At 38.6% G+C, this 25,676-nt stretch carries 20 protein-coding genes; 13 read left to right on the forward strand and 7 right to left on the reverse strand.

What is annotated here, in order from left to right:
• Nucleotides 1–4 precede the first annotated feature (4 nt).
• The 5 genes from NBH14_RS25895 to NBH14_RS25915 all read right to left on the reverse strand — a co-directional run bounded on the left by NBH14_RS25895 (nt 5) and on the right by NBH14_RS25915 (nt 8,821).
• Nucleotides 5–1,189 (reverse strand): pyridoxal phosphate-dependent aminotransferase, encoded by a 1,185-nt coding sequence (locus NBH14_RS25895; RefSeq protein ID WP_128133730.1) that lies wholly within the window; start codon nt 1,187–1,189, stop codon nt 5–7.
• Nucleotides 1,164–2,009 carry a prephenate dehydratase gene (locus tag NBH14_RS25900; RefSeq protein WP_007658519.1) on the reverse strand — a complete coding sequence of 282 codons (846 nt, stop codon included), beginning with the start codon at nt 2,007–2,009 and terminating at the stop codon, nt 1,164–1,166. Before NBH14_RS25900 ends, NBH14_RS25895 begins: the two co-directional genes overlap by 26 nt.
• Nucleotides 2,010–2,272: 263 nt before the next feature.
• A complete protein-coding gene (locus tag NBH14_RS25905; protein WP_186961976.1) occupies nt 2,273–3,199 on the reverse strand; it encodes a hydrogen peroxide-inducible genes activator in 927 nt (308 codons plus the stop codon).
• A 188-nt stretch (nt 3,200–3,387) separates the two neighbouring features.
• Nucleotides 3,388–4,473 carry an outer membrane beta-barrel protein gene (locus NBH14_RS25910; protein WP_250817871.1) on the reverse strand — a complete coding sequence of 362 codons (1,086 nt, stop codon included), beginning with the start codon at nt 4,471–4,473 and terminating at the stop codon, nt 3,388–3,390.
• Between the two features lie 10 nt (nt 4,474–4,483).
• Complete coding sequence (locus tag NBH14_RS25915) at nt 4,484–8,821, reverse strand: T9SS type A sorting domain-containing protein (RefSeq protein WP_250817873.1); 4,338 nt, start codon at nt 8,819–8,821, stop codon at nt 4,484–4,486.
• 406 nt (nt 8,822–9,227) lie between these two features.
• Between NBH14_RS25915 and NBH14_RS25920 the strand changes: the two genes are divergently transcribed.
• From NBH14_RS25920 to wecB, 13 genes are all read left to right on the forward strand, one after another.
• On the forward strand, nt 9,228–9,716 hold the full coding sequence (locus NBH14_RS25920) for a Dps family protein (RefSeq protein ID WP_007658513.1): 489 nt from the start codon (nt 9,228–9,230) through the stop codon (nt 9,714–9,716).
• 532 nt (nt 9,717–10,248) lie between these two features.
• Nucleotides 10,249–11,343 (forward strand): MraY family glycosyltransferase, encoded by a 1,095-nt coding sequence (locus NBH14_RS25925; protein WP_186961969.1) that lies wholly within the window; start codon nt 10,249–10,251, stop codon nt 11,341–11,343.
• A gap of 95 nt (nt 11,344–11,438) precedes the next feature.
• The gene (gene wecC, locus NBH14_RS25930; protein WP_186961968.1) at nt 11,439–12,644 is read left to right on the forward strand and encodes a UDP-N-acetyl-D-mannosamine dehydrogenase; all 1,206 of its coding nucleotides are present in this window, start codon (nt 11,439–11,441) and stop codon (nt 12,642–12,644) included.
• 76 nt (nt 12,645–12,720) lie between these two features.
• Nucleotides 12,721–14,235 (forward strand): oligosaccharide flippase family protein, encoded by a 1,515-nt coding sequence (locus tag NBH14_RS25935; RefSeq protein ID WP_186961967.1) that lies wholly within the window; start codon nt 12,721–12,723, stop codon nt 14,233–14,235.
• 3 nt (nt 14,236–14,238) lie between these two features.
• On the forward strand, nt 14,239–15,486 hold the full coding sequence (locus NBH14_RS25940; protein WP_186961966.1) for a Coenzyme F420 hydrogenase/dehydrogenase, beta subunit C-terminal domain: 1,248 nt from the start codon (nt 14,239–14,241) through the stop codon (nt 15,484–15,486).
• Complete coding sequence (locus tag NBH14_RS25945) at nt 15,483–16,619, forward strand: polysaccharide pyruvyl transferase family protein (RefSeq protein WP_186961965.1); 1,137 nt, start codon at nt 15,483–15,485, stop codon at nt 16,617–16,619. The genes NBH14_RS25940 and NBH14_RS25945 overlap by 4 nt, the downstream gene beginning before the upstream one ends.
• A gap of 10 nt (nt 16,620–16,629) precedes the next feature.
• Entirely contained in the window at nt 16,630–17,613 is a 984-nt protein-coding gene (locus NBH14_RS25950; RefSeq protein ID WP_186961964.1) for a glycosyltransferase family 2 protein, read from the forward strand.
• A gap of 144 nt (nt 17,614–17,757) precedes the next feature.
• A complete protein-coding gene (locus NBH14_RS25955; protein WP_250817875.1) occupies nt 17,758–18,825 on the forward strand; it encodes an EpsG family protein in 1,068 nt (355 codons plus the stop codon).
• 10 nt (nt 18,826–18,835) lie between these two features.
• Nucleotides 18,836–19,579 (forward strand): glycosyltransferase family 32 protein, encoded by a 744-nt coding sequence (locus NBH14_RS25960; protein WP_186961962.1) that lies wholly within the window; start codon nt 18,836–18,838, stop codon nt 19,577–19,579.
• Between the two features lie 124 nt (nt 19,580–19,703).
• Nucleotides 19,704–20,693, forward strand: coding sequence for a glycosyltransferase family protein (locus tag NBH14_RS25965; protein ID WP_186961961.1), 990 nt, complete (start codon nt 19,704–19,706; stop codon nt 20,691–20,693).
• A 178-nt stretch (nt 20,694–20,871) separates the two neighbouring features.
• Entirely contained in the window at nt 20,872–22,398 is a 1,527-nt protein-coding gene (locus tag NBH14_RS25970; RefSeq protein ID WP_250817877.1) for a heparinase II/III domain-containing protein, read from the forward strand.
• The gene (locus tag NBH14_RS25975) at nt 22,395–23,615 is read left to right on the forward strand and encodes a glycosyltransferase family 4 protein (RefSeq protein ID WP_186961959.1); all 1,221 of its coding nucleotides are present in this window, start codon (nt 22,395–22,397) and stop codon (nt 23,613–23,615) included. The genes NBH14_RS25970 and NBH14_RS25975 overlap by 4 nt, the downstream gene beginning before the upstream one ends.
• A 6-nt stretch (nt 23,616–23,621) precedes the next feature.
• On the forward strand, nt 23,622–24,758 hold the full coding sequence (wecB, locus tag NBH14_RS25980) for a non-hydrolyzing UDP-N-acetylglucosamine 2-epimerase (RefSeq protein ID WP_186961958.1): 1,137 nt from the start codon (nt 23,622–23,624) through the stop codon (nt 24,756–24,758).
• A 78-nt stretch (nt 24,759–24,836) separates the two neighbouring features.
• On the opposite strand, the gene NBH14_RS25985 is transcribed toward wecB, so the two are convergent.
• Nucleotides 24,837–25,109, reverse strand: a complete 273-nt coding sequence (locus tag NBH14_RS25985; RefSeq protein WP_186961957.1) for a hypothetical protein — start codon at nt 25,107–25,109, stop codon at nt 24,837–24,839.
• Entirely contained in the window at nt 25,106–25,420 is a 315-nt protein-coding gene (locus NBH14_RS25990; RefSeq protein ID WP_186961956.1) for a hypothetical protein, read from the reverse strand. The genes NBH14_RS25985 and NBH14_RS25990 overlap by 4 nt, the downstream gene beginning before the upstream one ends.
• Nucleotides 25,421–25,676: the final 256 nt, after the last annotated feature.

Genomic DNA, 25,676 nt, shown 5'->3' on the forward strand with positions numbered 1-25,676 from the left:
ATTCTCACATTGGCATATTGTTAATTCTGTTTAATGCTTCCTGTAATGCTTCGTTCTTGCAGCAAAGTGAGATACGGATGTAACGTTCGCCACAGCTTCCGAAGATAAATCCGGGGGTAATGAAAACGTTGGCTTCATACAATACCTTGTTTGCCAGAGCTTCGCTACCTTCTGCTTCTGCCGGGATTTTTCCCCAGAGGAACATGCCGACCTGGTTTTCATCGTAGGTACAACCAATGGCGTGCATGATTTGTCCGGCCAGATCACGGCGGCTACGATAGGTACGGTTCATATTGTCATACCATTCTTTCGGCGCTTTCAATGCTTCTACAGCTGCATGCTGCATCGGTTTGAACTGGCCGGAGTCGATGTTGCTCTTCACTTTCAATATCCATTGAACGAACTGAGCGTTCGAGGCCAGCATCGCCATACGCCATCCCGGCATATTGTGCGCCTTACTCATCGAATTCATTTCGATACAGATATCTTTGGCTCCCGGAACACTCAGGATACTTAATGGCTGATCGTTCAGGATGAAACTGTAAGGATTGTCGTTACAGATAATGATACCGTGTTTACGTCCGAAAGCAACCAGATTTTCAAAAAGCTCCCTGCTGGCGTTTGCTCCGGTAGGCATGTTCGGATAGTTGACCCACATCAGCTTTACGCCGGAAAGGTCCATCTTTTCCAATGCCTCGAAATCCGGCTGCCATCCTAATTGTTCTTTTAGTTCATAAGGAATTAGATTTGCCTGTACCAGCTTGCTGACAGAGCTATAAGTCGGATAACCGGGATTGGGAACCAATACGCCGTCGCCCGGATTCAGGAATGCCAGTGAGATATGCAGGATACCTTCTTTGGAACCGATCAACGGTTGTATCTCTGTTTTCGGATCCAGTTCAACTCCATACCATGTCTGATACCAGTCGGCGAAACCTTTACGCAGTTCGGGGATACCCACATACGGTTGGTAACCATGCTCATTCGCATTATGTGCATGTTCGCACAATGTCTCGATGGTCTGTTCCGAAGGAGGCAGATCAGGGCTACCTACGCCCAAGCTGATCACATTCTTTCCTGCGGCATTCATTTCGGCTACCTCTTTCAGTTTCTTTGAGAAGTAGTATTCCTGTACGCTGCCTACACGGTCAGCGGGTGTGATGTTACACACTTTGTTTTCCTTCTGCATATTCGCCTAAAATTTTTAAGTCCTTTGTTAATGGAGTGATGGCATCCAATGCCTGTCTGTATCTTGTATAATCAGTAAATGTCAGGTCGATATAGAACAAATACTCCCATTCGCGGCCGATGATCGGTAACGATTGTATTTTAGAAAGATTCATGTCGTAAAAAGAAAGAATGGAGAGGACTTTGGAAAGACTGCCGGAGGTGTGGGGAAGAGCGAAAACTAACGAAGATTTGTTGATGTCTGATTTTTCAAGAAGATCTTCAGCCGTCCAGCGGTCTGCTATGGCAAGGAAGCGGGTGAAGTTTCGTTTATTGGTCTCTATCCCTTCGGCCAGTATTTCCATCTTGTAGATTTGGGCGGCCAGTTTCCCGCAAATAGCAGCGTGTCCTTCCAGGTTATTCTCGGCAATCCATCGGGCACTCATCGCCGTATCTTCTTTCTCAACCACTTTGGCATTCGGCAAGGTATCGAGGAAGTCGGTACACTGCATAAGCGCAATAGGGTGGGAGTTGACTTCCGTGACATCGTGTATCGATGTTCCCGGCAGTGCAACAAGCGAGTGCGAAATGCGCAGTTTGTATTCACCGATCACTCTCAGTCCGCTTTCGCGAATCAGTTCATGATTTTGCAGCAAGCTCCCTGCAATAGTATTCTCGATGGCCATCAGTCCCAACAAAGACGGGTCTTTCTTAATGGCTGAAATAACATCTCTGAATGTATTGCATCCAACAATTTCAATATCTTCACCTTCATAGAAGCTACGGGCTGCAATGTCGTGATACGAACCGGCTATTCCCTGAATTGCTACTTTCTTTTTCATCTTTCTAATTTATTGTCACAAAAAAAGTCCCACCGAAACCGGCAGGACTTTATATTGTTTATTGATACATATTTTCTATCATCAACGCTTTACATACAAATTCCTGCCTTCACTCTGCTAAAGTAAAAGTAATAAAAGAAATATGTAAAGCTAAATCGATTCATTTGTCTCGTTTGTTTTTAAATACGCAGCAAAAGTAACGCTTTTTTGGAAACTACAAGCAAAAAGTAATAATTTTTTTCGCTAAGCGATAAAAATAATGTTCAGACGACTTTTAATCCGGCTTGCAGCGTCAACATCTCTTTGGGTACAGACTTCTTAATACTCTCGATCAACATACCGGCAATGGTATGGCGGATAAAGTCTTTCCGTGTGATCCAGACGATTTCGCGTGCCGGCTTGGGAATGGCAAAGGGGCGTACCAGTTTTTTCTGATCTTCGCTGAGTTGCAGGGTTGCCAGCTCCGGAATGAAAGTGACGCCATTGCCGCTTTCTACCATGCGCATAAATGTTTCCAGGCTTCCCAGACGGTAAGCGGCCTGACGCAGTTTTACCTTTTCCATCTGGCAGAAACGCATCAACTGGTCGCGGAAACAGTGACCTTCATCCAGCAACCAGAGATGTTCGTCGCTTATATCAGCCGTACGGATCATATCTTTCTTGAATACCGGATCGTTTTTAGCCACATATCCGAAGAACTGCTCATAATATAATGTATCGCCTTGTAGCTGGTTTTCTGTGGGCTGGTTGGCGATGATGGCTGCATCTATCTCACCATTCAGGATCGCAGCCATAGTGGGAGCCGTTTTCATTTCGAGGATACGGATGTCCAGTTCCGGATGTTTTTCAGACAACTGCTGGAAAAAACGAGGTAGCAGGTAAGGAGCGATCGTCGGAAGTACTGCCAGCCGGAACGTCCCTTTCAACGATTGTTCTTCTTCATTGACAATATCTTTAATGAGGGAAGCCTGATAAAGAACGGTACGAGCCTGGTCGATCACCTTACGTCCGGCGGGGGTAGGGCAGACCGGCTGCATATTCCGGTCGAATAATTTAATGCCAAGTTCGTCTTCCAGTTTTTGTATCATCATACTGAGCGTAGGTTGTGTTACTCTGCAATGTTCTGCTGCTTTTGCGAAGTGGCGGTATGTATCTACTGCCAGGATGTACTCGAGTTGTTGTATATTCATAATGCTTTTAGTTTTTATCTATGGGCTTTCGTGAACATTGTTCGGTTTGTATAGATAAATGCAAAGGTAGAAAATATATGGTAGCTTTTCTAATCTTCTTTTGCATAATAATGAGATAAACGAAAAGGCCGGAAATCATCTTCCGGCCTTCATCGCTTTTAATAGATTAAAGATCAATCGGTGATCTTTTAATTCAATTTAAACCTAACCCCTAATTTTACCCCGAAAGACATAACCTTCACTTTATCTGTTACGTTTGAATTCATCATGCCATTATAAGGAATACCTTTTCCTACCGTCATGTTCCCGTCCGGATGATAAGATGCAGGAGTAGATAACAACCCCTGGTCTTTCTTTTTCTTCATGTTGGTGAAACCGTAGTCGATGTAGCCGCCCAACAACAGGTCGGTGTCTTCGCCCAGGGTGAACAGGAAACCGAGTTCGGCAGTTCCGGCTACGCCCAGTTTCAGTTTGTTCTTTCCGCTCCAGTCCAGCTCGCGGCCGGGATCGTTGATCGTGCCGAAGCCGTGGTGAGGAACAGGCGCCTCCGACGGAGAACCCACGTCGGAAGGGATATGGGGGTAGTAACCCGAAACATTCAGTTCGCTGGCTGTATTGCCTTCGACCTTGTATTTGGCTTTGACAGGAATCTGCAACTTCACTCCCAGACCGGCGTATATGCCCCATTTTTCCTCTTCGCCGAAATGGGTCTGGTACATTGCCAACAGCGGGATATCCAGCAGGAAGGCGGTCTGCTTCTCTTCCAGGTTCTTCAACCGGGCACGCAGTTCGAACTCACGCGGGTGGCCGGAGAAGTCATCGTCGTCGGTCATATTGCCCAGTTTCATGTATTTATCGTCGGACATATCACCTGTCAATTTGCCTGTCGTTGCATAACGGGAGATACCTACCCCCGTCGAGAAGCCCCAATGACGGTTGAAGAAGTAGCTGTAACGGAGGTCTATTTCATACCCCAGTTTTGCGTTGCGCTTGCCTTTCTCTTCAAAACCTTCGATCTGGTAGTTCAGCTTGTAACGGAAGGAAGAGGAGCCGACGCCGCCCGATACCGTCAGGTAAGAGGTCTTCGTCGTATCTTTCTTTTCCTCCCGGTAGTCCTCGCGATATTCCTGACGCTGTCGCTGTTGTTGCTGGCCGTTGTTATACTGGCTACGCTCTCTACCACCTGTTCCTTGCTGGGCCGAAACGGTGGTGGCAAGGCAGCCTGCTGCGAATAAAAAGATTGTTTTCTTTATGTTTGAAATTATTGTTGACATATCTGTTAGCTTATTTTACGATGATTTTATGGGTTGTTGTTCTTCCTGAATCGGTGGTCACCTTCACGATGTAGCTGCCTGAAGCCATATTCGCGGGGATGGTGGTTTCGACTGTCGTAGTTGACTGCTTTTCGACCAGTTGACCGTTCAGGTTATAGATCTCGATGACTGCCGCCTCCGAGGCTTCGCCAGGCATGCCCAGCTTAACGGTTATCGGACTGTTCTTCTGCACCATCGTCGGGTAAACGGTGGTTACGGGGAACTGTGTCAGCGTATCGAACGTGATCGGGCAACTCACCACATAGCTGTCGTCTGCACGGTAGGCCTGGATGAAGTAACTGCCCAACAGGCCCTCGGGCACGGAGTAGTAGATCGAAGTGCCGTTCTTCTCGATTTTCTGCCCGTCATGATACCACTGGAAACGGACAAACTCGTTGTCCGGATTGGTGATGTACAGGAATTCGTTCCATTTCACCAGGACTCTCAGGCCGTTCTTGCGCACCGTCACCGTCACACTGCTCTCCATTCCGCAGTCGCCGTATACATCTACGTAGTAAGAGCCTTCCTTGTCGGGCGTCAGGGCAGCCTGGTAGGTGGCCGAGGTTGCTCCTTCGATCGCCTCTTTGTTGAAGAACCACTGATAGGTCAGATTCAGGCCACGGGCTTCTACGCTCAGGGTGAAGGCGTCGCCGTCACAAACGTATACGGACTGCGGTTGTTTGGTGATCATCGTGGTTTCCAGCATCTCGATTTCGAATGGATGTAGTTCCACCAGGCCCGGGTCGCTTTTCTTGCGCACATACACGTTTCCGGTGTAAACGCCCTTGCCGATTATCCGGTAGACGGGCACTGTGAGATAGTCGGGAGTCACATCTTTATAGTCGGAATCCGTAAAGCCGGCTTTGAGCGCTTCGTCGGAGAAGCGGACGGAATATTCCAGGATATTGTCCGGATCGAGCAGGCGGAATGGTATTCTGAATTCGCTTTCCGAACCGCAATGGGAGGCGATGTCGCCCAGTTCGATCATACCACCGTCGCGGATGATGATGGTGTGGACGTAAGGAGGCTCGGTATAATAGGCTGTCAGGGCCACGCTTTCACCGTTGTAGAGTGTCAGCTTGGTCACCGTATACACGTAGGTGCCGACCAGCGTGTGGGCTTCGCCCCGGTTGAAGGTGTAACGCTCGGTTCTCGGAACGGCTTCCTCCAACGGATAGTGGTAACCGGCGGGGGTGGCGGTGTATTCGATCTCCCAGCGGTCATAAGTGATGTTGTTGAAACCGACCGGACGGATCTGGACGTAGACCGGTGTGCCTTTCACCACGCTTGTCGTAGTCAGATTGTCCACATCGCGGAAGTCCTGAAGCTGGTTCGACGCCGTGGAGACCGACCATTGCAGGGCGCCGTGCGGGCCGGGGCCGGGGTCTTCGCAGTCTGTGATGACGATGGTGTGCCGGTAGGGCGAGTCGTTGTAATCGTATGTCTCGACGATTTTGTTTCCATACAGGTCATACAATGTCAGCTTGGTGACAGTGTAGACATATGTGCCGATTTCCGTATGTGCTTCGCGGTTGTTGAAATTATGACGTTCGGTCTTGACGATTGGATTCATGCCATAATAATGTTCCGCCGGAGTCACGGAGTATTCAACATCCCAACGTTCAAAAGTGATGTCTTCATGTCCGATCGGGCGGATTTGTACAAAGACAGGAGTTCCATAATTCACGGACGTTGTTGTCTGGTCGTCCACGTCACGGAAGTTAGATTGCTCGTGAGTGGCGGTCGATACCGACCATTGCAAAGCCGGTATTTTAGCTATCGGCTTCGCCTGGATGATCACAGTGTGGGTACAGGTGGCATCGCGGTAGTTATAGGTTGCGACCTCCCTGTTCCCTTTGTAAAGAATCAGTTTACTTACATTATAATAATAAGTACCCGGTAATACGTGGGCTTCTCCCTTGTTGAAGTCATAACGGATGGTTTTTGCAATTGCATCTTCCATCGGGTAATGGTAATCAACCGGCGTTGCAGTATATTCAATAGCCCATCGGTCGTAGTCAACCCTGTCCAGATAAACCGGCCTGATCTGTACATAGACAGGTGTACCTTCCATCACAGAGGTGGTAGAGTTGTTTTCTACATCTTTGTATTCATATATTTCATTAGTTGTCTTGGATACCGACCATTGAAGTTTATCCAGATCTCCTTCAACAACCAACGGATCCCCTTCTTGGGGCGCCTTGAACTTACAGTTATAGAAACTACCGTAATTGGAGTTTGTCACATTGTTCCCATCATCTTTAACAGCATCATAGATGGAATAATCTTCAGAGAAGTCGATGTTATGTAATCTGATATATTCCGGGTTGGTAGTATTGAAGCTGATTTTAGAACCGTTATATTTAAACAGATTACTCTCATTTACCTGAGTTAATGGATCTGTATAAGCGTTGACAGCAACAATATTAGTCTGTACTTTACTATAGTCATGAACTGTAAAACCACCGACTTTCCCATCCTTGCTGACTAATTTAACCAATGTAGGGGTAGGTAATGTACATTGGTTTTTGACAGTCCCTGAAAATAAATTGCTAAGAGGTTTAAATGGGTCATTTAAAGAATTAAAGACGATGTATGAGCCATCTGAAGCATCGAGGTAAGGATATGATGCTGATGGAGTATCAATTTCTCTTGCAATTGTGATGTCGTATGTATAGTCACTTGTCGTCGGAGTCGTTTTTAATTCCAGGTATTTATATTTTTCAGGGAAAGATATGCCTGTACTTGTGTATTTCCATAGACGTATTTTTTTCTTGTCATAGAGTTCCAGGTCTCCGGCAAAAATGATGTTGCGACAACCGGGATTACCATTCCCATGGGCATTTTTACCTGTAATAGCTATTTGATGGACATTTGTTGTTAAAGCGTTTTTAAAATATATATTCTTAAAATAATGTCCGTCAGTGGTATTTATATTTATAGGTTCGTATGAACCGGAGAGATTTCCACTTTCGAAAGTAATGTTTATATAATATCTTTTATTATTTGGATCTCTTTCATCATTATCTATGTTTGCTTCCCCTTCTGTCATGTTCAGTATAGAATATGAGTAAGTTGTAGTTCCAATATTCCGGAAAGTGATATCTTTAAAAACTATGTTTTTGACATTGTTTAGTGTTATGAAGTAATAGTTGTTTTTTTGGTTGGATCCCCCTTTTGAACCATTTCCGTAGAATCTCATGCCTGCACCGTCAAATACAATATTTTCCATAACTACATTATGAGAAAATTTATATTTGATGTGTCCATAATTGTATGCGTTTGTAGTAGCCCAATACCCGTAATTAGGTCCAATAACGGTTGCCTCACTTTGTGAAGTTCTGTCTCCAAGCCCAATAACCTTTAATCCGGTTTTAATAAAGACTGACTCTCCAGTGCTTTCTATTGGAACATAAATTCCTGAATCGAAAAATAATGTATTGTTATCTGCTAAAATGTTTGCCGGAATTCTGGCTGCAGATGTAATGGATGATGTTACTTTTTCAGGTGCATATGGAGTTGCTGTCAATAATCTTATAGTACAGGAATATTCTTTTCCATTGAAAGTAACTGTATGCGTATCATTATTGGTGTATTGAGTATTTTGGGTGACAAAATAGTTAGTACCCCCATGATTTGTTGCTTCATAATCAATAACAGGATCAGTAAACGTCTGTCCGACTGTCACCGGGAATGCGGTATTATCCAGTTTTGCACCGGCAGGCAGTGCCGGGTTTTTATCCGTTATCATCGTTCCGTCGAATGTAACGCCGGCGGAGGCCTCGGTTGCATCTGTGAACTCTGTTGCTTTGATAGCTACTTTAATTGTCTTGCCATGATCTGCTTTTTCAAATGTGTAGTTTAAAGTCGCTGTCGTTGCGTTGGCTATTGCCTGGTTTCCGATATACCATTGGTAGGTATGGCCTGTAGAACCATTTGCTTTGAAGGCGACAGTCAACGTTACTTGATCCCCTTCTTTAAGGAGTTCGGTCGGCATCCCGGTGAGACTGGTAACAGTCGGTTTTCCAATAACTTTGATCGGGACCAGGTTACTGGAACCTGATGCATCTTTGCATTGTAATAACTTTCCGTTGTCCTTATAGGACAAGGAAACATTAGTAAATGTAATACTTTTTCCATCCAATGTCCATCCTGTGGGAGTTCCTCCGCTAACAGAGAAATAGTCACCAAGATTGATGTTGCTTCCCTCCGGTATTGAAGGTGAGGCGGTGGGTGAAATCGTTAGTTGTGCAAAAAGTACTCCTGCTAAATTCAGTAATAGCAATAAAATAAAGTTTTTCCGTATCATGTTTTAATTATTAGTGGCAAATATTCTATGTGTCAAATGTAAATTAAACTTTTTTTAATTACAATTGTTAATGAGTCGGATTAACGCTGATTATGAATTTTTATTGTTAAGCAATTGATTATTGGTGTATATGTAAAGAAAAATGACCGAAATGTAAAATGAAGAATGTTTAATTAAATCTTCAAAAAGAGTGTTTGTTTGTTCCGATATGTATAAATGTGTTTTTTGAGTATATCATTTATATGAATGTTTTTGATCTGATATCAGTAATCTGCTTGCTGAAACCGTGTTGATAGATTTTGTCTATGGTGGTATAATAATTATCTGTTTGACAGGTGTTTATATCTGCAGTATCTTTGCAGTACAAGAAAAATAAAAACGTATAACAATTAAAAAACAGAAGAATATGAAAACATTAGATTATTTGCATTTAGACGCATCAGCAGCAAACAAAGTAGTAGAAGCATTACAGCAGTTATTGGCCGACTACCAGGTATTTTATACAAACCTTCGCGGATTCCACTGGAATATTAAAGGACACGGCTTCTTTGTTCTTCACAGCAAATTCGAAGAAATGTACGACAATGCAGCCGAGAAGGTAGACGAACTGGCAGAACGTATCCTGATGTTGGGAGGTGTTCCTGTAAACAAGTTCAGCGAATACTTGAAAGTAGCCAGAGTAAAAGAAGTATCAGGTGTATCCTGCGGTGACGAAGCCCTGGAAAATATCCTGAACACTTACGGTCAGTTTATCGCTGAAGAACGTAAACTGCTTTCTCTTGCCTCAGAAGCCGGAGATGAAGCTACAGTAGCGCTGATGAGCGACTATCTGAAAGAACAGGAAAAATTAGTTTGGATGTTAGTAGCTTATTCAACTTGCGACTGCAAGAAGTAATGAGAAATAAGTATAAGTATTAATAATTCATTCGTTGCGTTAGGAGAGAGGATGCCGTGAGGTATCCTCTTTTGTTTTTGAAAAAAATCAAGAATTTTATGTAGCCTCTGATACATAAATTATAAAGCCCGTTTCCCCCTGTAAAATACCTGAAAACAGACCTGAATTCACCTATCTCAAAATAGCTTTACTTACGATTTGAAACCTGTATTTGTTGGTGGTTATTTGATTGTGTAATAATGAAATACAATGAAAAATAAGCTCTTTGGAGTTTGCCTTTGATTTTGTAAAATGACTAGATAAAACGATCGTTTTTTCTAGTCACGGCAAAAGTATACATAATTTTTTGAATAGACAAAATAAAAAAATCATTATCCCTTGTTTGACAAGGTTAGATGAATATTTCAATCTTTAAATTTAACAATTTAGTATTCCTAGAAAATGACTAGAAAAAACGATCCTTTTTTCTCGTCATTTTCGTCATTACAATATGTAACTGACGAACTTTTTTGTGCCCGAAAAACAATAGTAAATGACTAGTATTATATTGATTATCATAGGAGTGATAATTTCTATCCTATTTTCTTCTTTTATTATACCTCGTATATTGGTAGTAGCTTTCCGAAAGCGTTTATTTGATGTTCCGGATGAACGAAAGGTGCATCAAGGCATCGTACCCCGTTTAGGTGGTCTTTCATTTGCTCCCTCTATCCTTTTTACATTATCGTTTACGACAGGACTTCGTTACCTGATGGGTGATGGAATTCCTGAAGAGATGCTTTGCTTTATCATTCCGGAGTTTTATTTCTTGGTCTGTGGGTTAACACTGTTGTTCTTAACCGGCATAAAAGACGATCTGGTCGGTCTGCGCTATCGGTCAAAGTTTGTTATGCAGATTCTTGCTGCTATCATGGTTCCTTTATCCGGTTTATGGATTAATAATTTATATGGTATTTTCGGAATCCATGAGTTGACACCCTGGCTGGGAGTACCATTAACTGTTTTTCTGATTGTATTTATATGTAATGCGATTAACTTGATTGATGGCATTGATGGACTAGCTTCCGGTTTAAGCTGCGTATCTTTGGCTATTTTAGGATGTCTATATGTTCATAACCATTTATGGATGTATGCTATGCTTGCTTTTGCCTCATTCGGTGTGTTAGTTCCTTTTTTCTATTATAATGTATTTGGTAAAGTCGAGCGATGCCGGAAAATTTTTATGGGAGATACAGGTAGTCTGACATTAGGTTATATCCTGTCTTTCCTGATCATCCGTTATACTGTTTGTGCTCCTGATATTATACCTTATTCAGACGGAGCGATCATAGTTGCATTTTCAACAATAATTATCCCTATGCTTGATGTAATGAGGGTCATGTTTGTCCGTTGGCGTAGCCATAAGGGGATATTTGTTGCAGATAAAAATCACATTCACCATAAATTGTTGAGTATGGGATTAACACAGAGGCAGGCAATGTTATTGATATTGACTATAGCTTGCTTATTCAGTGGTGTGAATATCTGTTTGATATCATATATTGATAATAATATTCTGATATCTTTTGATATTCTTGTATGGGTAGGTCTTAACCTATGGTTTGACAGAATACGGAAAAACACTTAATATAAAATCTGCTTAGTGTAGAATTTTAGGAGTAACGTTGAGTTTTGAAATATTGTTAGGTAAGAATAATTAAGTTTTTTATAAACAGAAGAATTATGAAAGCATGTTTTATGGGGTTGGGATACATTGGACTTCCCACAGCGATCATTGCAGCTAAGCATGGAGTAAACGTTTTAGGTGTCGATATCAATTCCGGTGTGGTAGAAATGACAAACCAGGGTAAACTTCATATTATTGAACCCGGTATGGAAGAGTATTTACAGGAAGTGGTAAATGCCGGATTGTTGAAAGCTTCTACTACCCCTGAAATCAGTGATGCTTATTTTATGGTTGTTCCCACTCCGTTTAAAGGCAATCACGAACCGGATATCTCTTATGTCGAAGCAGCGACCCGTTCCGTTCTTCCTTATTTGAAGGAAGGAGATTTATATGTAATAGAATCGACCTCTCCGGTGGGAACGACGGAAAAGATGCAAAGTCTGATTTTTTCAGAACGGCCGGAGTTGAAAGACAAAATATATATTGCTTATTGTCCGGAGCGGGTGTTGCCGGGGAATGTCATCTACGAACTGGTTCATAACGATCGTGTGATCGGAGGAATCAATCCGGAGTCGACTGATAAAGCAATCGAATTTTACAGTCAGTTTGTACAGGGAACATTGCATAAGACAAATTGTAAAACGGCAGAAATGTGTAAACTGACCGAGAATTCATCCCGTGATGTGCAGATCGCTTTTGCGAACGAACTTTCACTCATCTGCGACAAAGCCGGTATTAATGTATGGGAACTGATCGAATTAGCCAATAAGCATCCGCGGGTAAATATCTTGCAACCGGGAGCAGGTGTAGGAGGGCATTGCATTGCAGTAGATCCTTATTTTATTACAGCCGATTTTCCGTATGAGTCACAATTGATATCCAAAGCACGTGAGATCAATAATTACAAATCCTTCTGGTGTGCCGAAAAAGTGCATAATGCCATCTTAAGATTTGAATTGGAGCACCACCGCAAGCCGGTTGTCGCTATGATGGGACTTGCTTTTAAGCCGAATATCGATGATTTGCGTGAATCTCCGGCCAAGTGTATTACGACAAAAGTGATGCAAGCTTGTAATAATGCGGATATTCTGGTAGTTGAGCCGAATGTGAAAGAGCACAAGGTGTTTAAACTGACCGATTATAAAGAAGCCTATGAGAAGGCGGATATTGTGGTATTTTTGACAGCCCATGATCCATTTAAAGAGTTACCTTATATGGAAGATAAAGTTGTATTAGATTTTTGTGGAATTTATAGAAAATAATTATCTGGATATTTTATCCAGCCCAAATAAATTTCGTTAACAAACTTAGGTGTAAAATAGAATTTTCAATAGGAGAATGGACCAACTTAAAGCCGGAGCTTTACTTTCTTATGTAGTTTTAGGGTTGAATACTTTGATAGGATTGCTCTATACTCCATTTATGTTGCGTATGCTGGGGCAATCGGAGTTTGGGTTGTATTCATTGGCTGCTTCCGTTATTGCTTATTTAACTGTTTTGGATTTGGGTTTTGGTAATGCAATAGTGCGTTATACCGCCAAGTTTCGAGCAGAAGGTAAACAAGAAGAGCAATACGAAATGTTCGGTATGTTTTTTTTGCTGTACCTGTTTATTAGTGCATTGGCCTTCATTTTAGGATTGTTTTTGGTGGGTAATGTAGATTGTTTGTTTGATACCCATATGACGACGGATGAGATAGGCAAAATACGGTTGATGCTGCTGTTGATGGCATTTAATCTGGCATTTACATTTCCGATGAGTATTTGGGGGGCTATTATCACAGCCTATGAAAATTTTGTATTTCAGAAAATAATAAACATAGCTCGTATTCTCCTGAATCCAATTGTGATGATTGTTTTGCTTTTGTTTGGTTACAAGGCTGTGGCAATGGTAGTTGTGACAACCTTTTTTAATGTTGCTACTTTAGTCATTAATTGGATTTATTGTAAAAGAAAATTACATATTCATTTACGCTTTACCCATTTTAAATGGGACTTCCTGAAAGAGGTTTCCATTTATTCGTTCTGGATATTTTTGAATGCTATAATAGACCGGATTTATTGGAGTACAGGACAATTTGTTTTAGGTATTTTCCGGGGGGCAGCAATGGTTGCCGTTTATGCAGTAGCCATACAATTGAGTAATCTATATATTATGTTTTCTACAGCTATCTCCGGCTTGTTTTTGCCTAAAGTAATGGCGATGGTGACACGGAATGAAGATCGTAAAGTAATTTCTGATTTATTCATCAGGACAGGACGTATTCAGTTTATTGTAATAGCTTTTGTATTAGCTGGTTTTATAATATTTGGTCGTCAGTTTATTCTACTTTGGGCAGGAGAAGGATATGAAAATGCTTATTGGATTTCCCTGTTATTTTTTATCCCCTTAACTGTCCCTTTAATTCAGAATCTTGGAATTACGATTTTACAGGCTCGTAATGAAATGAAGTTTAGATCTACTTTATATGTAATCATAGCTATTGTCAGTTTGGGACTATCTATTCCAATGGCAAAAAGTTATGGTGGCATAGGTTGTGCGTTTGCAACGGCTTTAGCTCTTACGGCAGGACAAATTGTGGTGATGAATATTTATTATCAAAGAAAACAAGATATAGATATTATAAAGTTTTGGAAAGAGATTGGAAAAATGTCAATCATTCCTTTTGTTGTAACATTATTTTCTCTCTTGCTTATATGGAAAATGGATATTGACATATCAAATATTACTCGTTTAGCCGGTGGTATTGTTTTATTTTCTTTATTCTATCTTCCTCTTTCCTGGTTTGGCTCTATGAATGCTTCAGAACGTTCGCTGTTTAGTGGTATGATCCTGAAATTGATAAAGAGATAGTCTATGATTAAAATAGATAGTAAGGAAAAGTGCTGTGGTTGCTGGGCTTGTGTACAACGCTGTCCAAAACATTGTATTACAATGGTAGAGGATGATGAAGGTTTCCTTTATCCCAAAGTGGACTCTTCACTTTGTATTGATTGCAGTTTATGTGAAAAGGTTTGCCCTGTAATTAATCAGGGGGAACCAAGAATACCGGATATGGTTTATGCCGCAAAGAATTTGAATGAAGAGATTCGTATGGCTAGTTCTTCCGGGGGAATTTTTACGTTGTTAGCAGAAGAAGTAATAGCTAAGGGTGGTGTTGTTTTTGGTGCCAAATTCAATGAAGAGTGGGATGTTGTCCATGATTATACAGAAACGATAGAAGGTTTATCTGCTTTTCGGGGTTCTAAATATGTACAAAGTAGGGTAGGTAAATGTTATTCACAGGTAGAGGAGTTTTTGAAAAAAGGTCGTAAGGTTCTATTCTCTGGAACTCCTTGTCAGATAGCGGGTTTGAAACGTTTCCTCAGGAAAGAATATGATAATCTTTTGACGGTGGATTTCGTTTGTCATGGCGTTCCGAGTCCGGGTGTATGGCGAGAATATCTGAAGGAGGAAACTGCACGTCAGTGCGATGAAAAAAATTCAGTTTTGTCTCACCCTGTTTTAAATGGTAGAGATGCTCGTATTGAGAGCATTTCGTTTAGAAACAAATGCCTAGGTTGGAAAAAATTCAGTTTTGCTCTCACTATCTCTGTGTCTGATGGGTACGGAGATAAAAAATTAGTTTTGCTCTCAGAACCTTTAAACAAGAATATTTTCCTGCGAGGCTTTCTGGCGGATTTGTATTTACGTCCGAGTTGTCATATTTGTCCGGCGAAGAGTTTGAAGAGTGGAAGTGATATTACAATTGGGGATTTTTGGGGAATACAAAATGTGATGCCTGAGATAGATGACGATAAAGGCGTGAGCGCGGTGATAGTGAGTACGGAAAAAGGAAAAGAAATCTGGGGAGAAATTGCAACTATTAACTATGAGGTTGCTTTTGATGATGTGGTTGCTGCAAATTCAGCCTTGATTCATTCCGTGAACCTTAATCGATATCGGAATATGTTTTACGGAAGCCGGATGAATACAATAGAAATGAGAGTGGCAAGTTTGACAAGTATTTCCTTTTACCAACGTTGTCATAGGTTGTTGTCTGCGATTTTGCTAAGGTTGGGACTTCTTGATAGATTGAAGGGTAAATTGAAAAAAATATCATGAAGATTGGTATTATTACACAACCATTAGGTTTCAATTATGGAGGATTGCTGCAAAATTATGCGTTACAAACCGTATTACGCCGTATAGGGCATGAGGTTGTTACCATAGACCAACCGAATTGCCAGATCGGATTGTTTCAGTTGTTAGCCTCTGCTGTTAAGACTTTTTTATTGAAATTGATTGGAAAAGGAAAGGGACGACGTTATCCGTTTGTGGCAAAACCAAGTCAAATAAAGCACATTGCAAGGTATACCGATTATTTTATAGACAAATATCTGGTGCATTCTACGAAGATGATCGATGCTGATAAGACTGCCCGTTATGTGAGAGAAAATCATATAAAGGCATTTGTGGTGGGCAGTGATCAAGTGTGGCGGCCTAAGTATAACGTGGATATATACCATTCATTTCTTGATTTTACCCGAGGGATGGATGTGCGGAGAATAGCATATGCGGCTTCTTTTGGTGTGGATACGTGGGAATATTCATCCCGTGAAACAGATTGTTGCAGGCAATTAGTTCAAGCTTTTCAAGCAGTGTCGGTACGCGAGGAGTCTGGTGTAACGCTATGTTCAAAATACTTAGGTGTGAAGGCTATCCCTGTACTTGATCCGACCATGCTTCTAGACAAAGAAGATTACGAGCTTTTAGTGGAACAGGAGAATGAATCTTCATGTGATGGAAATATGCTTTGTTACATATTGGATAAGAGTGAAACGAAGAATCGGATAGTAAATGAGGTGGCGGAATACTTACATTTATCACCTTTCACAGTAATGCCGATTCAACCTTTGAATGGAGAGACGATGAAAAATATCAACCAATGTGTGTTCCCTCCGGTGACCAAATGGCTGAGGGGATTTATGGATGCCAGTTTTGTTGTGTGTGATAGTTTTCATGGCGCAGTGTTCAGTATAATTTTTAATAAACCTTTCTTGGTGATAGCTAATCAGGGGCGTGGGATGGCTCGTTTTTATTCCTTGTTACGTATGTATGGTCTAGAGGATCGATTAGTTACTGATGATATGGATATTTTTTTGCTTGAGAAGCCTATCGATTGGATCGTTGTTAATAGAAAGAGAGAGGAGATGAAAGATATCTCTTTGGTTTTTTTACGGGAAAATTTGAAATAGATTAGTTATTATGCTTGAAAATCCAAAAGTGTCAGTCATAGTTCCTGTTTATAAAGCAGAAGCTTATTTATATCGTTGTGTGGATAGTCTGTTGGTGCAGACCTTCACTAATTTTGAGATATTACTGATAGATGATGGTAGTCCAGACCGTAGTGGGGAAATCTGCGATGAATACGCAAGAAAGGATACTCGTGTACGGGTATTCCATAAGGAGAATGGGGGCGTATCGAGTGCTCGGCAATGTGGTTTGGATAACGCTGTTGGCGAATACACCATACATGCTGATCCTGACGATTGGGTTGAACCGGATATGTTGGAGGAACTGTATATAAAAGCAATAGAATCTGATGCAGATATGTTGATATGTGATTTCTTTATAAACGCAGGTAATAAACAAATATATTGTAATCAAGAACCGACAATTTTGAATCACGAAAGAGTTATGTGTGAGCTTTTTCAACACCTGCATGGAAGTTGTGGAAATAAGCTTATAAAGAGAGCCTGTTATAATATGTATGACGTGAGATTCCCTGAAAAAATTTCTTTTTGTGAAGATCTTTATACAAATGTGTCGTTGTTGAAAAATGACATAAAGATAGCATATCTTTCGAAAGCATTTTATCATTATGTGCAGAATATAAATTCAAACTCAATAGTAAAGACATACAATATTCAAGATTTTGAATATTGTGAAATGTTGTTGAATAAGTTTTCAAAATTAACATGTGAGACATCTAGTTTTGGTCTATGTGTATCTAAAATGTCTTTTCTGATAGTTTACAGAGCATTTCGAGCAAATATTTTTACATCTGTTGAGTTTAAGAATAAATGTGGAAAATATAGAAAACAGATGTCAGAATATAAATATCAAAATAGAGTTATAAAGTGCGCATTAGATTTGTCATGTCTAGGATACTATAAAGTTGTTTATTTGTTTTTTACAATAATACAAAAAATGTATGGTGTATTTAAAGCTGTGAATAATATGAAGTAATCTTTTCTTGTGTGTATATTATTAACAGTTTAATTGATAATTATTATGATACTTCTACAGACGATATTAGTGTATTTATGTCTGACATTAATGATGGTTATAACATCTTATTTGGCTGCAAAAAGTCATAAAAAGTGGATGCTTATGATCCCTGTATTATTGTTTTCAATTGTATTTGGCATGCGTTATGGTGTAGGTATTGATTTCTATGCGTATTTGGAAATGTTTGAATACGGAAATACTCCTTATATAAATGTTATTTCAGAAAGTTTTGAACCTGCATTTGTTTTTTTGATACATTTTTGTCACTATTTTAATCTAGGCTCTTTTGGATATTTTTTTATTTTGGCCTTTATTCAGATTTTCTTTTTGTATGTATCGTTTAGAAAACATAAATATGTGTTATCGTTTTTGCCTATTGTTTTGATATTTACAGGAATAGCAATGACAGGGTTTATGAATTCAATACGTCAAACAATAGCTTTTTGTATATTTGTTTTTTCAATACATTATATATCTAATAAAAAACTAATTTATTATTGTGCATTAATACTATTAGCTTCTTTGTTTCATCGATCTGCATTAATTTTGTTTCCTCTTTATTTTATATGGTGTAATAAAGATCAATGGTTTAGAAATGTGAATAGACAAGTAGTGCTCGTCTTAGTTTCATTTGTTGCTGCAAATATGGTTTCATTGCAACAAATTGTAGAATATTTTGATTTATTGATAGATTGGTTAGGTTATTCTCGTTATTTAGATAATCATGGTGATAAGATGTATAATAATTCTACTCTTAGTTTAGGATATATACTGATTTTATTTCTCTATTTATTGATTGTTGTAAATAGTAAAAGAATGAAATTAATGTTTGCTGATAAAACATTCAATATAATGTATGATCTTTTTCTAATAGGAGTGCTTTGTGAATTTTTTTTTCATAGTAGTCAAATGATGATGAGAATTACATATTATTTTAATGGCTTTAAATTGGTCTTAATGAGTTATGCGTTATTCTATTTTTATAAACAACGATTTTGTAATACTATATGTTTAGCTAGATTTGTTGTTGTATCATTGGTTTTTCTTTTATTTTTTATTAGAATAATTCTTTTCTCTGAAACAAATACGACACAGTATGTTTTTAATTTTCAGAAAGAATGGCATACTGTGAAAAAAGCGCAGCATAGTAATATGATTTTAACATTATAATCGAATTGATATGATACCTAAAATTATTCATTATTGTTGGTTTGGAAACAATCCTTTACCACCCTTAGCATTAAAATGTATAGCTTCATGGAGAAAGTATCTTCCAGATTATGAAATAAAAGAATGGAATGAAGAGAACTTTGATATAAATATAATTCAATATGTTAAAGAAGCGTATGATGCTAAAAAATATGCATTTGTAAGTGATTATGCTCGTTTTTGGATTTTATATAATTATGGCGGACTTTACTTTGATACAGATGTAGAAGTCATTCGCCCCATGGATGAGATTATAGCTTGTGGTTCATTTATGGGTTGTGAATATGATGGGGGAGTTGAAAAAGGAACATCTTTTATTAATCCAGGTCTTGCTCTTGGAGCCATAAAAGATCTAGCCTTTTATGGGGAAATATTGAGATTATATGCAGGAATGAAATTTTTGAAGGATGATGGAACTTACAATATGACAACAATTGTAGAATATACAACACAATTATTACGGAAAAATGGATTAAGAGATATTTCTGGTATACAAGAGGTTTCTTCTATCATTATATATCCACAAGAGTTTTTTTGTCCTTTACATGGAAGACAAGTGAAATTTACAAAGAATACATACACTATACACCATTATATGGGATCATGGATAAAACAAAGTATCCGAAAAAGAATGTTGCTCATTGTACACTCTATTATTTGTCAATATTATAAAATGAAAATCTTGATAAATAAAACTTTTGCGAGTAAACGATAGTTTGTTTTGTGCTTTTTGTTGTAAATTATTATTATTTATTTGATAGGAAATAGATTTAGTAATGTTATTCTTAATTTCAAAAATAAGAAAACATAATCTCAAAATGTTCAATAATTAGAGTGTTATGTGTAAAAAAACTGAACTACTTATTATTGGTAAAAAACCAGGACCTATTGGAGGAGTTACTATTCATGTAAGTCGATTACTCTCTTTATTGAGTAAAGTCGGTATATCTTATGATTTTTATGATTTGAGTAGATTTTGTGTGGTTGGTTTTATTAATGCTATAAAGTTGACTGAATATGCACATCTGCATTCTTCATCTCCTTTATTTAGACTTTTCTTTATCGTTATTTGTAAGATATTTAATGCGAGATCTATAATAACCTATCATGGAAATTTAGGACGCTTCTCTTTTTTCTATAATTTTATAGATTATCTCTCGGTAAAATTGGCAGATATACCTATTGTTATAAATAAGCAAAGTTATTTTAAGGCAATTATTTATAATAAAGAATCAGTTTACATTAGTGCTTATATTCCAAATATTTATGTTGAAACCCTAGATGTAACGATTTTGAATAAAATAAGTGAATTAAAAAAGCAGGTGAATTTTATCGTATGTACAAATGCCTCTAATTATGCCTTAGATAAATATGGTAATGAAATTTATGGTATTAAAATTCTAGTCGATCTATTTAGAAAACATCATGATTGGGGATTGATCATATCTGATCCTTCTGGTGCTTACTCTAAGCTACTGTGTGGTTTAGAAAATAATATTTTATTGATAAGTGATCCTCATAATTTTATTCCAGTTCTAGAAAAGTCTGATTGTTTTGTAAGATATACATCAACAGACGGTGATAGTCTTTCTATACATGAAGCTTTGGACTGTGGTGTACATGTTGTTGCAACAAATGTTGTAGACAGACCTGAAAATGTCCATCAGGTTCTTCGAGGAGATATTGATCAATTAGTTTCTTTATTTCAAAGCTTGGAAGTTAAAGAGATAAAACCGAAGCGTAAAAGTGATAGATTAATTGAAAATGATATTTTGAAATTGTACAAAAAACTAATTTCTAATGATGAGACAAATAAATCAAAATGTTAAATTAAGTTTTACCATATTGAAGATACTTTTTCTATCAAAGGATAATACAGGTTATGATTTTAATTGAGGGACAATATTCAGGATAAAAATCGATTAAATGTAAATGAATTTAGGTAGATATTATTATACTCTTCGTTATTTAAAGATCTGTCAACTTTTTTATCAGATAGTATACCGGATGAAAAAGTTAATCAGACATTATATTGGATTTAGATATCCCTTGTTACTGCCTCAAAAAGGGATTCCATTATCTTTTTATTCTTTTATTTCTAAATATAACAGTTTATATGGAAATGATATTTTCTATTTTTTGAATCAGAGGTCAAAGTTTGTTCATTGGGATGATGAAAAATATGGGAAGTTATGGTCCTATAATCTAAATTATATGGACTTTCTTCATCAAGATAACTCTTCTTTCGAACTTGGACGTTACTGGATAAATAGATTCATAGATGAGATAAGATATAACAAAAATGGTTTAGATTCTTATCCAATTGCTTTGCGAGGTATTAATTGGATTAAATTCATATCTCTGAATTATTCGAATATATCATTGGAAGAGAAACAAAAGTGGGATGCTTCGCTATATGCCCAATACAAAATCCTGCAGGATAATTTGGAATATCATTTATTGGGAAATCATTTGTTAGAAGATGCTTTCTCTTTGTTATGGGCTGGTTTATATTTTGGTGATGAATTAATTTTTAGAAAGGCGGAGCGTTTATTATTTAAAGAACTTGAAGAACAAATTTTGCCTGATGGTGCTCATTATGAATTAAGTCCAATGTATCATGAGATACTTTTGGATCGTTTATTAGATTGTATAAATGTAAGTAAATGCAATTATCGATTTGATAAACAAATATTACTTACCTCTTGGTTGGAAGAGAAGGCTATTTTGATGTTGGGATGGCTGGAAACAATTATATACAGTGATGGTTCAATACCGTTGTTTAATGATGCAGCAAATGGAATAGCTCCGACCTCAAATGAGATTTTCGCTTACGCTCATCGATTGGGGTTGATTTGGACGAAGGTTCCTCTAAAAGAATCTGGTTATCGTAAATTTTTATCTTCTCGAATAGAATTTACTATAGATGTTGGAGTGATTGGACCAGATTATATCCCAGGTCATGCTCATGCTGATACCTTTAATTATGAACTTCGGATAGATGGTGTTCCTTTTATTGTCGATACGGGAATTTCAACTTATAATAAAAATAAACGGCGACAATATGAGCGAGGAACAAGTGCTCATAATACAGTGACATTAGAAGATATGAATTCTAGCCAAGTTTGGGGAGGATTTCGAGTTGCAAAACGTGCAACTATAGTTTTTTTGCTAGAAGGAGAGGGAGAAGTGAGAGCTATCCATAATGGATATGCAGATATAGGAGTTAAACATGAGAGAATATTTCGTAAAATAGGTGATAGTATAGTGATTTTTGATAACTTATTATCTACTAAATCTGTGCAAGGTATTAATACGATTATATTTAGTCCTTCTGTGCAGATTGTCTCTATGGAGAATAATTTGATTACTACAAATAAGGGAAAAATATTAATGAATGGAGTAGATCGTATTTGGTTGGAGGAATGTGAGGTTTCCGATTCTTACAATGTTTGTTTAAGTACACATAAGATCTGCTGCTTATTCACTTCTGATATGGAGTATTCTATATATATTTATGATAAATTGAAATGAAAATTCTTTTTTTAACAGATAATTTTCCTCCAGAAGTAAATGCTCCTGCGACACGTTCTTATGAACATTGCAAAGAGTGGGTTCAAAGAGGAATAGATGTTACTATAATTACTTGTTTTCCTAATTTTCCCCAAGGGAAAATTTATAAAGGATATAAAAATAAACTTTATCAGAGTGAGTTTATCGATGGTATACATGTTATTCGTGTATGGACTTATATAACAGCTAATGAGGGGTTTATTAAACGGACATTAGATTATATAAGTTTTTCTGTTTCTGGCTTCATTGCTGGATTATTTCAAAAAACAGATATAATCATTGCTACTTCTCCCCAATTCTTCACAGCCTTGTCAGGGCGTACTCTTTCTTTTTGGAAAAGAAAACCCTGGATCATGGAAGTCCGAGATCTGTGGCCTGAATCCATTAAAACAGTAGGAGCAATGAACGAGAATATCCTGATTCGATATTTTGAATGGCAGGAAAAACGTTGTTATCATTCCGCTAAAAAAATAGTTGTTGTAACAGATTCCTTTAAACGAAGGCTGGTGGAAAGAGGTATTGATTCTTCAAAAATAGAAGTTGTAAAAAATGGAGTGAATCGATCTCTTTTCGTTCCTGTGGTTAAGGATCTACAGTTGTTGAATGAATTGGGCTTACAGAATAAAAAAATTATTGGTTATATCGGTACACATGGAATGGCACATAAATTGGATTTCATTTTGCAATGTGCTAAAGGGATGGAAGGAAGGAGCAATTATCATTTCCTTTTTTTAGGATCTGGAGCCGAAAAGCGTAACCTTTTGGATTTAAAGGAAAAATTAGATCTCAAAAATGTGACAATGCTTGATCCTGTATCTAAATTAGAAGTAAAAAGATATATTTCTATTTTGGATATTGCTTTGATTAATTTACGGAAATCAGAATTGTTTACGACAGTTATTCCCTCTAAAATATTTGAAAATGCAGGTATGGAAATTCCTATTTTAATGGGAGTGAATGGCGAAGCTCGCGAGATTATAGAGTCTTATCATGCTGGTGTATGTTTCGAACCAGAGTCTGAAACTGAATTTTGTGAAAAGTTGGATTTATTATTGACCGATGAAAACTTATACAATGAATGTAAAGAGGGGTGTAAGAAATTATCTTTAGATTTTGATCGTAATTTGTTGGCAAACAAAATGCTTCAAATAATTACACAAATAAATAGTGGAAAATAATTTGCAATGAAAACAATAATGCTCGTCTTCGGGACTCGTCCCGAAGCAATAAAAATGGCTCCTTTGGTGAAGGAGTTTGAGAAGTATCCCGAACAGTTTAAAACAGTGGTTTGTGTCACCGGTCAGCATCGCGAAATGTTGGATCAGGTGCTTCATCTTTTTGAAATTCATCCGGATTATGATTTGAATATCATGAAGCAAGGACAGGATTTATATGATGTGACTGCCCGTGTCCTTACCGGCATGCGGGATGTGCTCAAAGAAGTACAACCGGATCTCGTACTGGTACATGGCGATACGACTACTTCGACGGCTTCTGCTTTGGCTGCTTTCTATCAGCAGATACCGGTGGGGCATGTTGAAGCGGGGCTTAGGACACATAATATATATAGTCCCTGGCCGGAGGAGATGAACCGTTTGATAACGGGGAGGATTGCTACGTATCATTTTTCTCCGACACAGTTGAGCTGTCAGAATTTGTTGGATGAAGGTGTGAAGCAGAAGTCTATCCTTGTAACAGGAAACACTGTGATCGATGCTTTATACCTGGTAGTCGATAAAATTAAAGGAAATGAAGAGTTACAAAAGGTATTGACGGAAGGATTAAAAACTGCCGGATATGAAATTAGGGATCGTCGCCTTGTTCTTATTACCGGACACCGCCGCGAGAATTTTGGGGAGGGTTTCATTCAAATGTGTAAGGCTATCAAGACACTGGCGGAGAAGTATCCGGAAACGGATTTTGTCTATCCTATGCATCTGAATCCGAACGTGCGCAAACCGATTCATGAAGTTTTTGGAAATTCGGATTTGCAGAATATGTTTTTCATTGAACCGTTGGAATATCTGCCGTTTGTTTACCTGATGGAGAAATCGGCCCTTGTGCTTACCGATAGCGGTGGAATACAAGAAGAGGCTCCGGGATTAGGTAAACCAGTATTGGTTATGCGTGATACAACCGAACGTCCTGAGGCTCTGGAAGCGGGAACGGTTAAATTGGTGGGAACGGATTACGATAAGATTGTACAGGAAGTTTCCGCTTTGCTGGATGATAAAGGGTATTATGACAAAATGAGTAAAGCAGTGAACCCTTATGGAGATGGTAAGGCTAGCGAAAGAATTGTTCATTTTGCAATGGGGTAAAGAGGCTGTACGAATAACTTTATACACGAAAAGTCTGTTACCCTCTCCATATCAGAGAAAATAACAGACTTCAAACGATCAAACATCCGTCTCTTCATCATCCCATTCCTCTTCCGGAAAATACTGATCGATGATAACGAAAAACAGATGATATTTACATAAAATATGACGTATCCAGCGTTCGCTGACCAATAGTTTCTTACTGATCCGGGAGATATCCCGATCGGTAATACCGGAGGCATCCATACTTTCAGCATGTTTTCGGTAAGCCTTCAGCAGACAGTCATAGATGGCATATCCGGTCGCTTTGTTGCGGCGGATCATACGTTGATAATTTTCTTCGTAACTCATGCTGTGAATAATTTGTACAGACCGCCGATCAGTCCCCCAGCCATCAGGCTGTAACCGGCAATGTCTATGGGTTCGACACGTTGTTTTATTCCCCAGTCGCCCTGGTTGAGAGCGAGAGTATCGCTCCGATAGCAGTCAGCGTCACTTCCGTCTGCTCCATCAGTAGAGACAGCAGGGTGATCGCCATCAGGAACAGGACGAGGATAGGGATGGGGACAAGGGCAGTCACTGGCTGCCGGCTTTTGCCTGCGGGGAAAGATGATCCGGGCAAGGCTGGTGAGGAAGTTGAGAATGGTTTCAAGAGTTTTCATTTTGTATATATTAATATTTAGAAATGTTTGAGTTATAGTGACGGGAGTAACAGTTTCCCCTCTTGAGAGGGGATAAGGGGTGTGTTAAAGTTAGTTATAGGGCGAAACAATAACACACCCCCTTCCCCCTCTCGAGAGACTGTGTAAAAACTAGTCTTTGAAAAAGTTCTTTGAAATTTTGTTAAGTAGTAGAAAGAAATTAACTTCGGCTATTCAAAAGCATGAGTTATGAACTATCGCGAGTTATCACCAAGAA

The organism is Parabacteroides caecihominis, from assembly GCF_023656785.1.
GTDB classification, from domain to species: Bacteria; Bacteroidota; Bacteroidia; order Bacteroidales; family Tannerellaceae; genus Parabacteroides; species Parabacteroides segnis.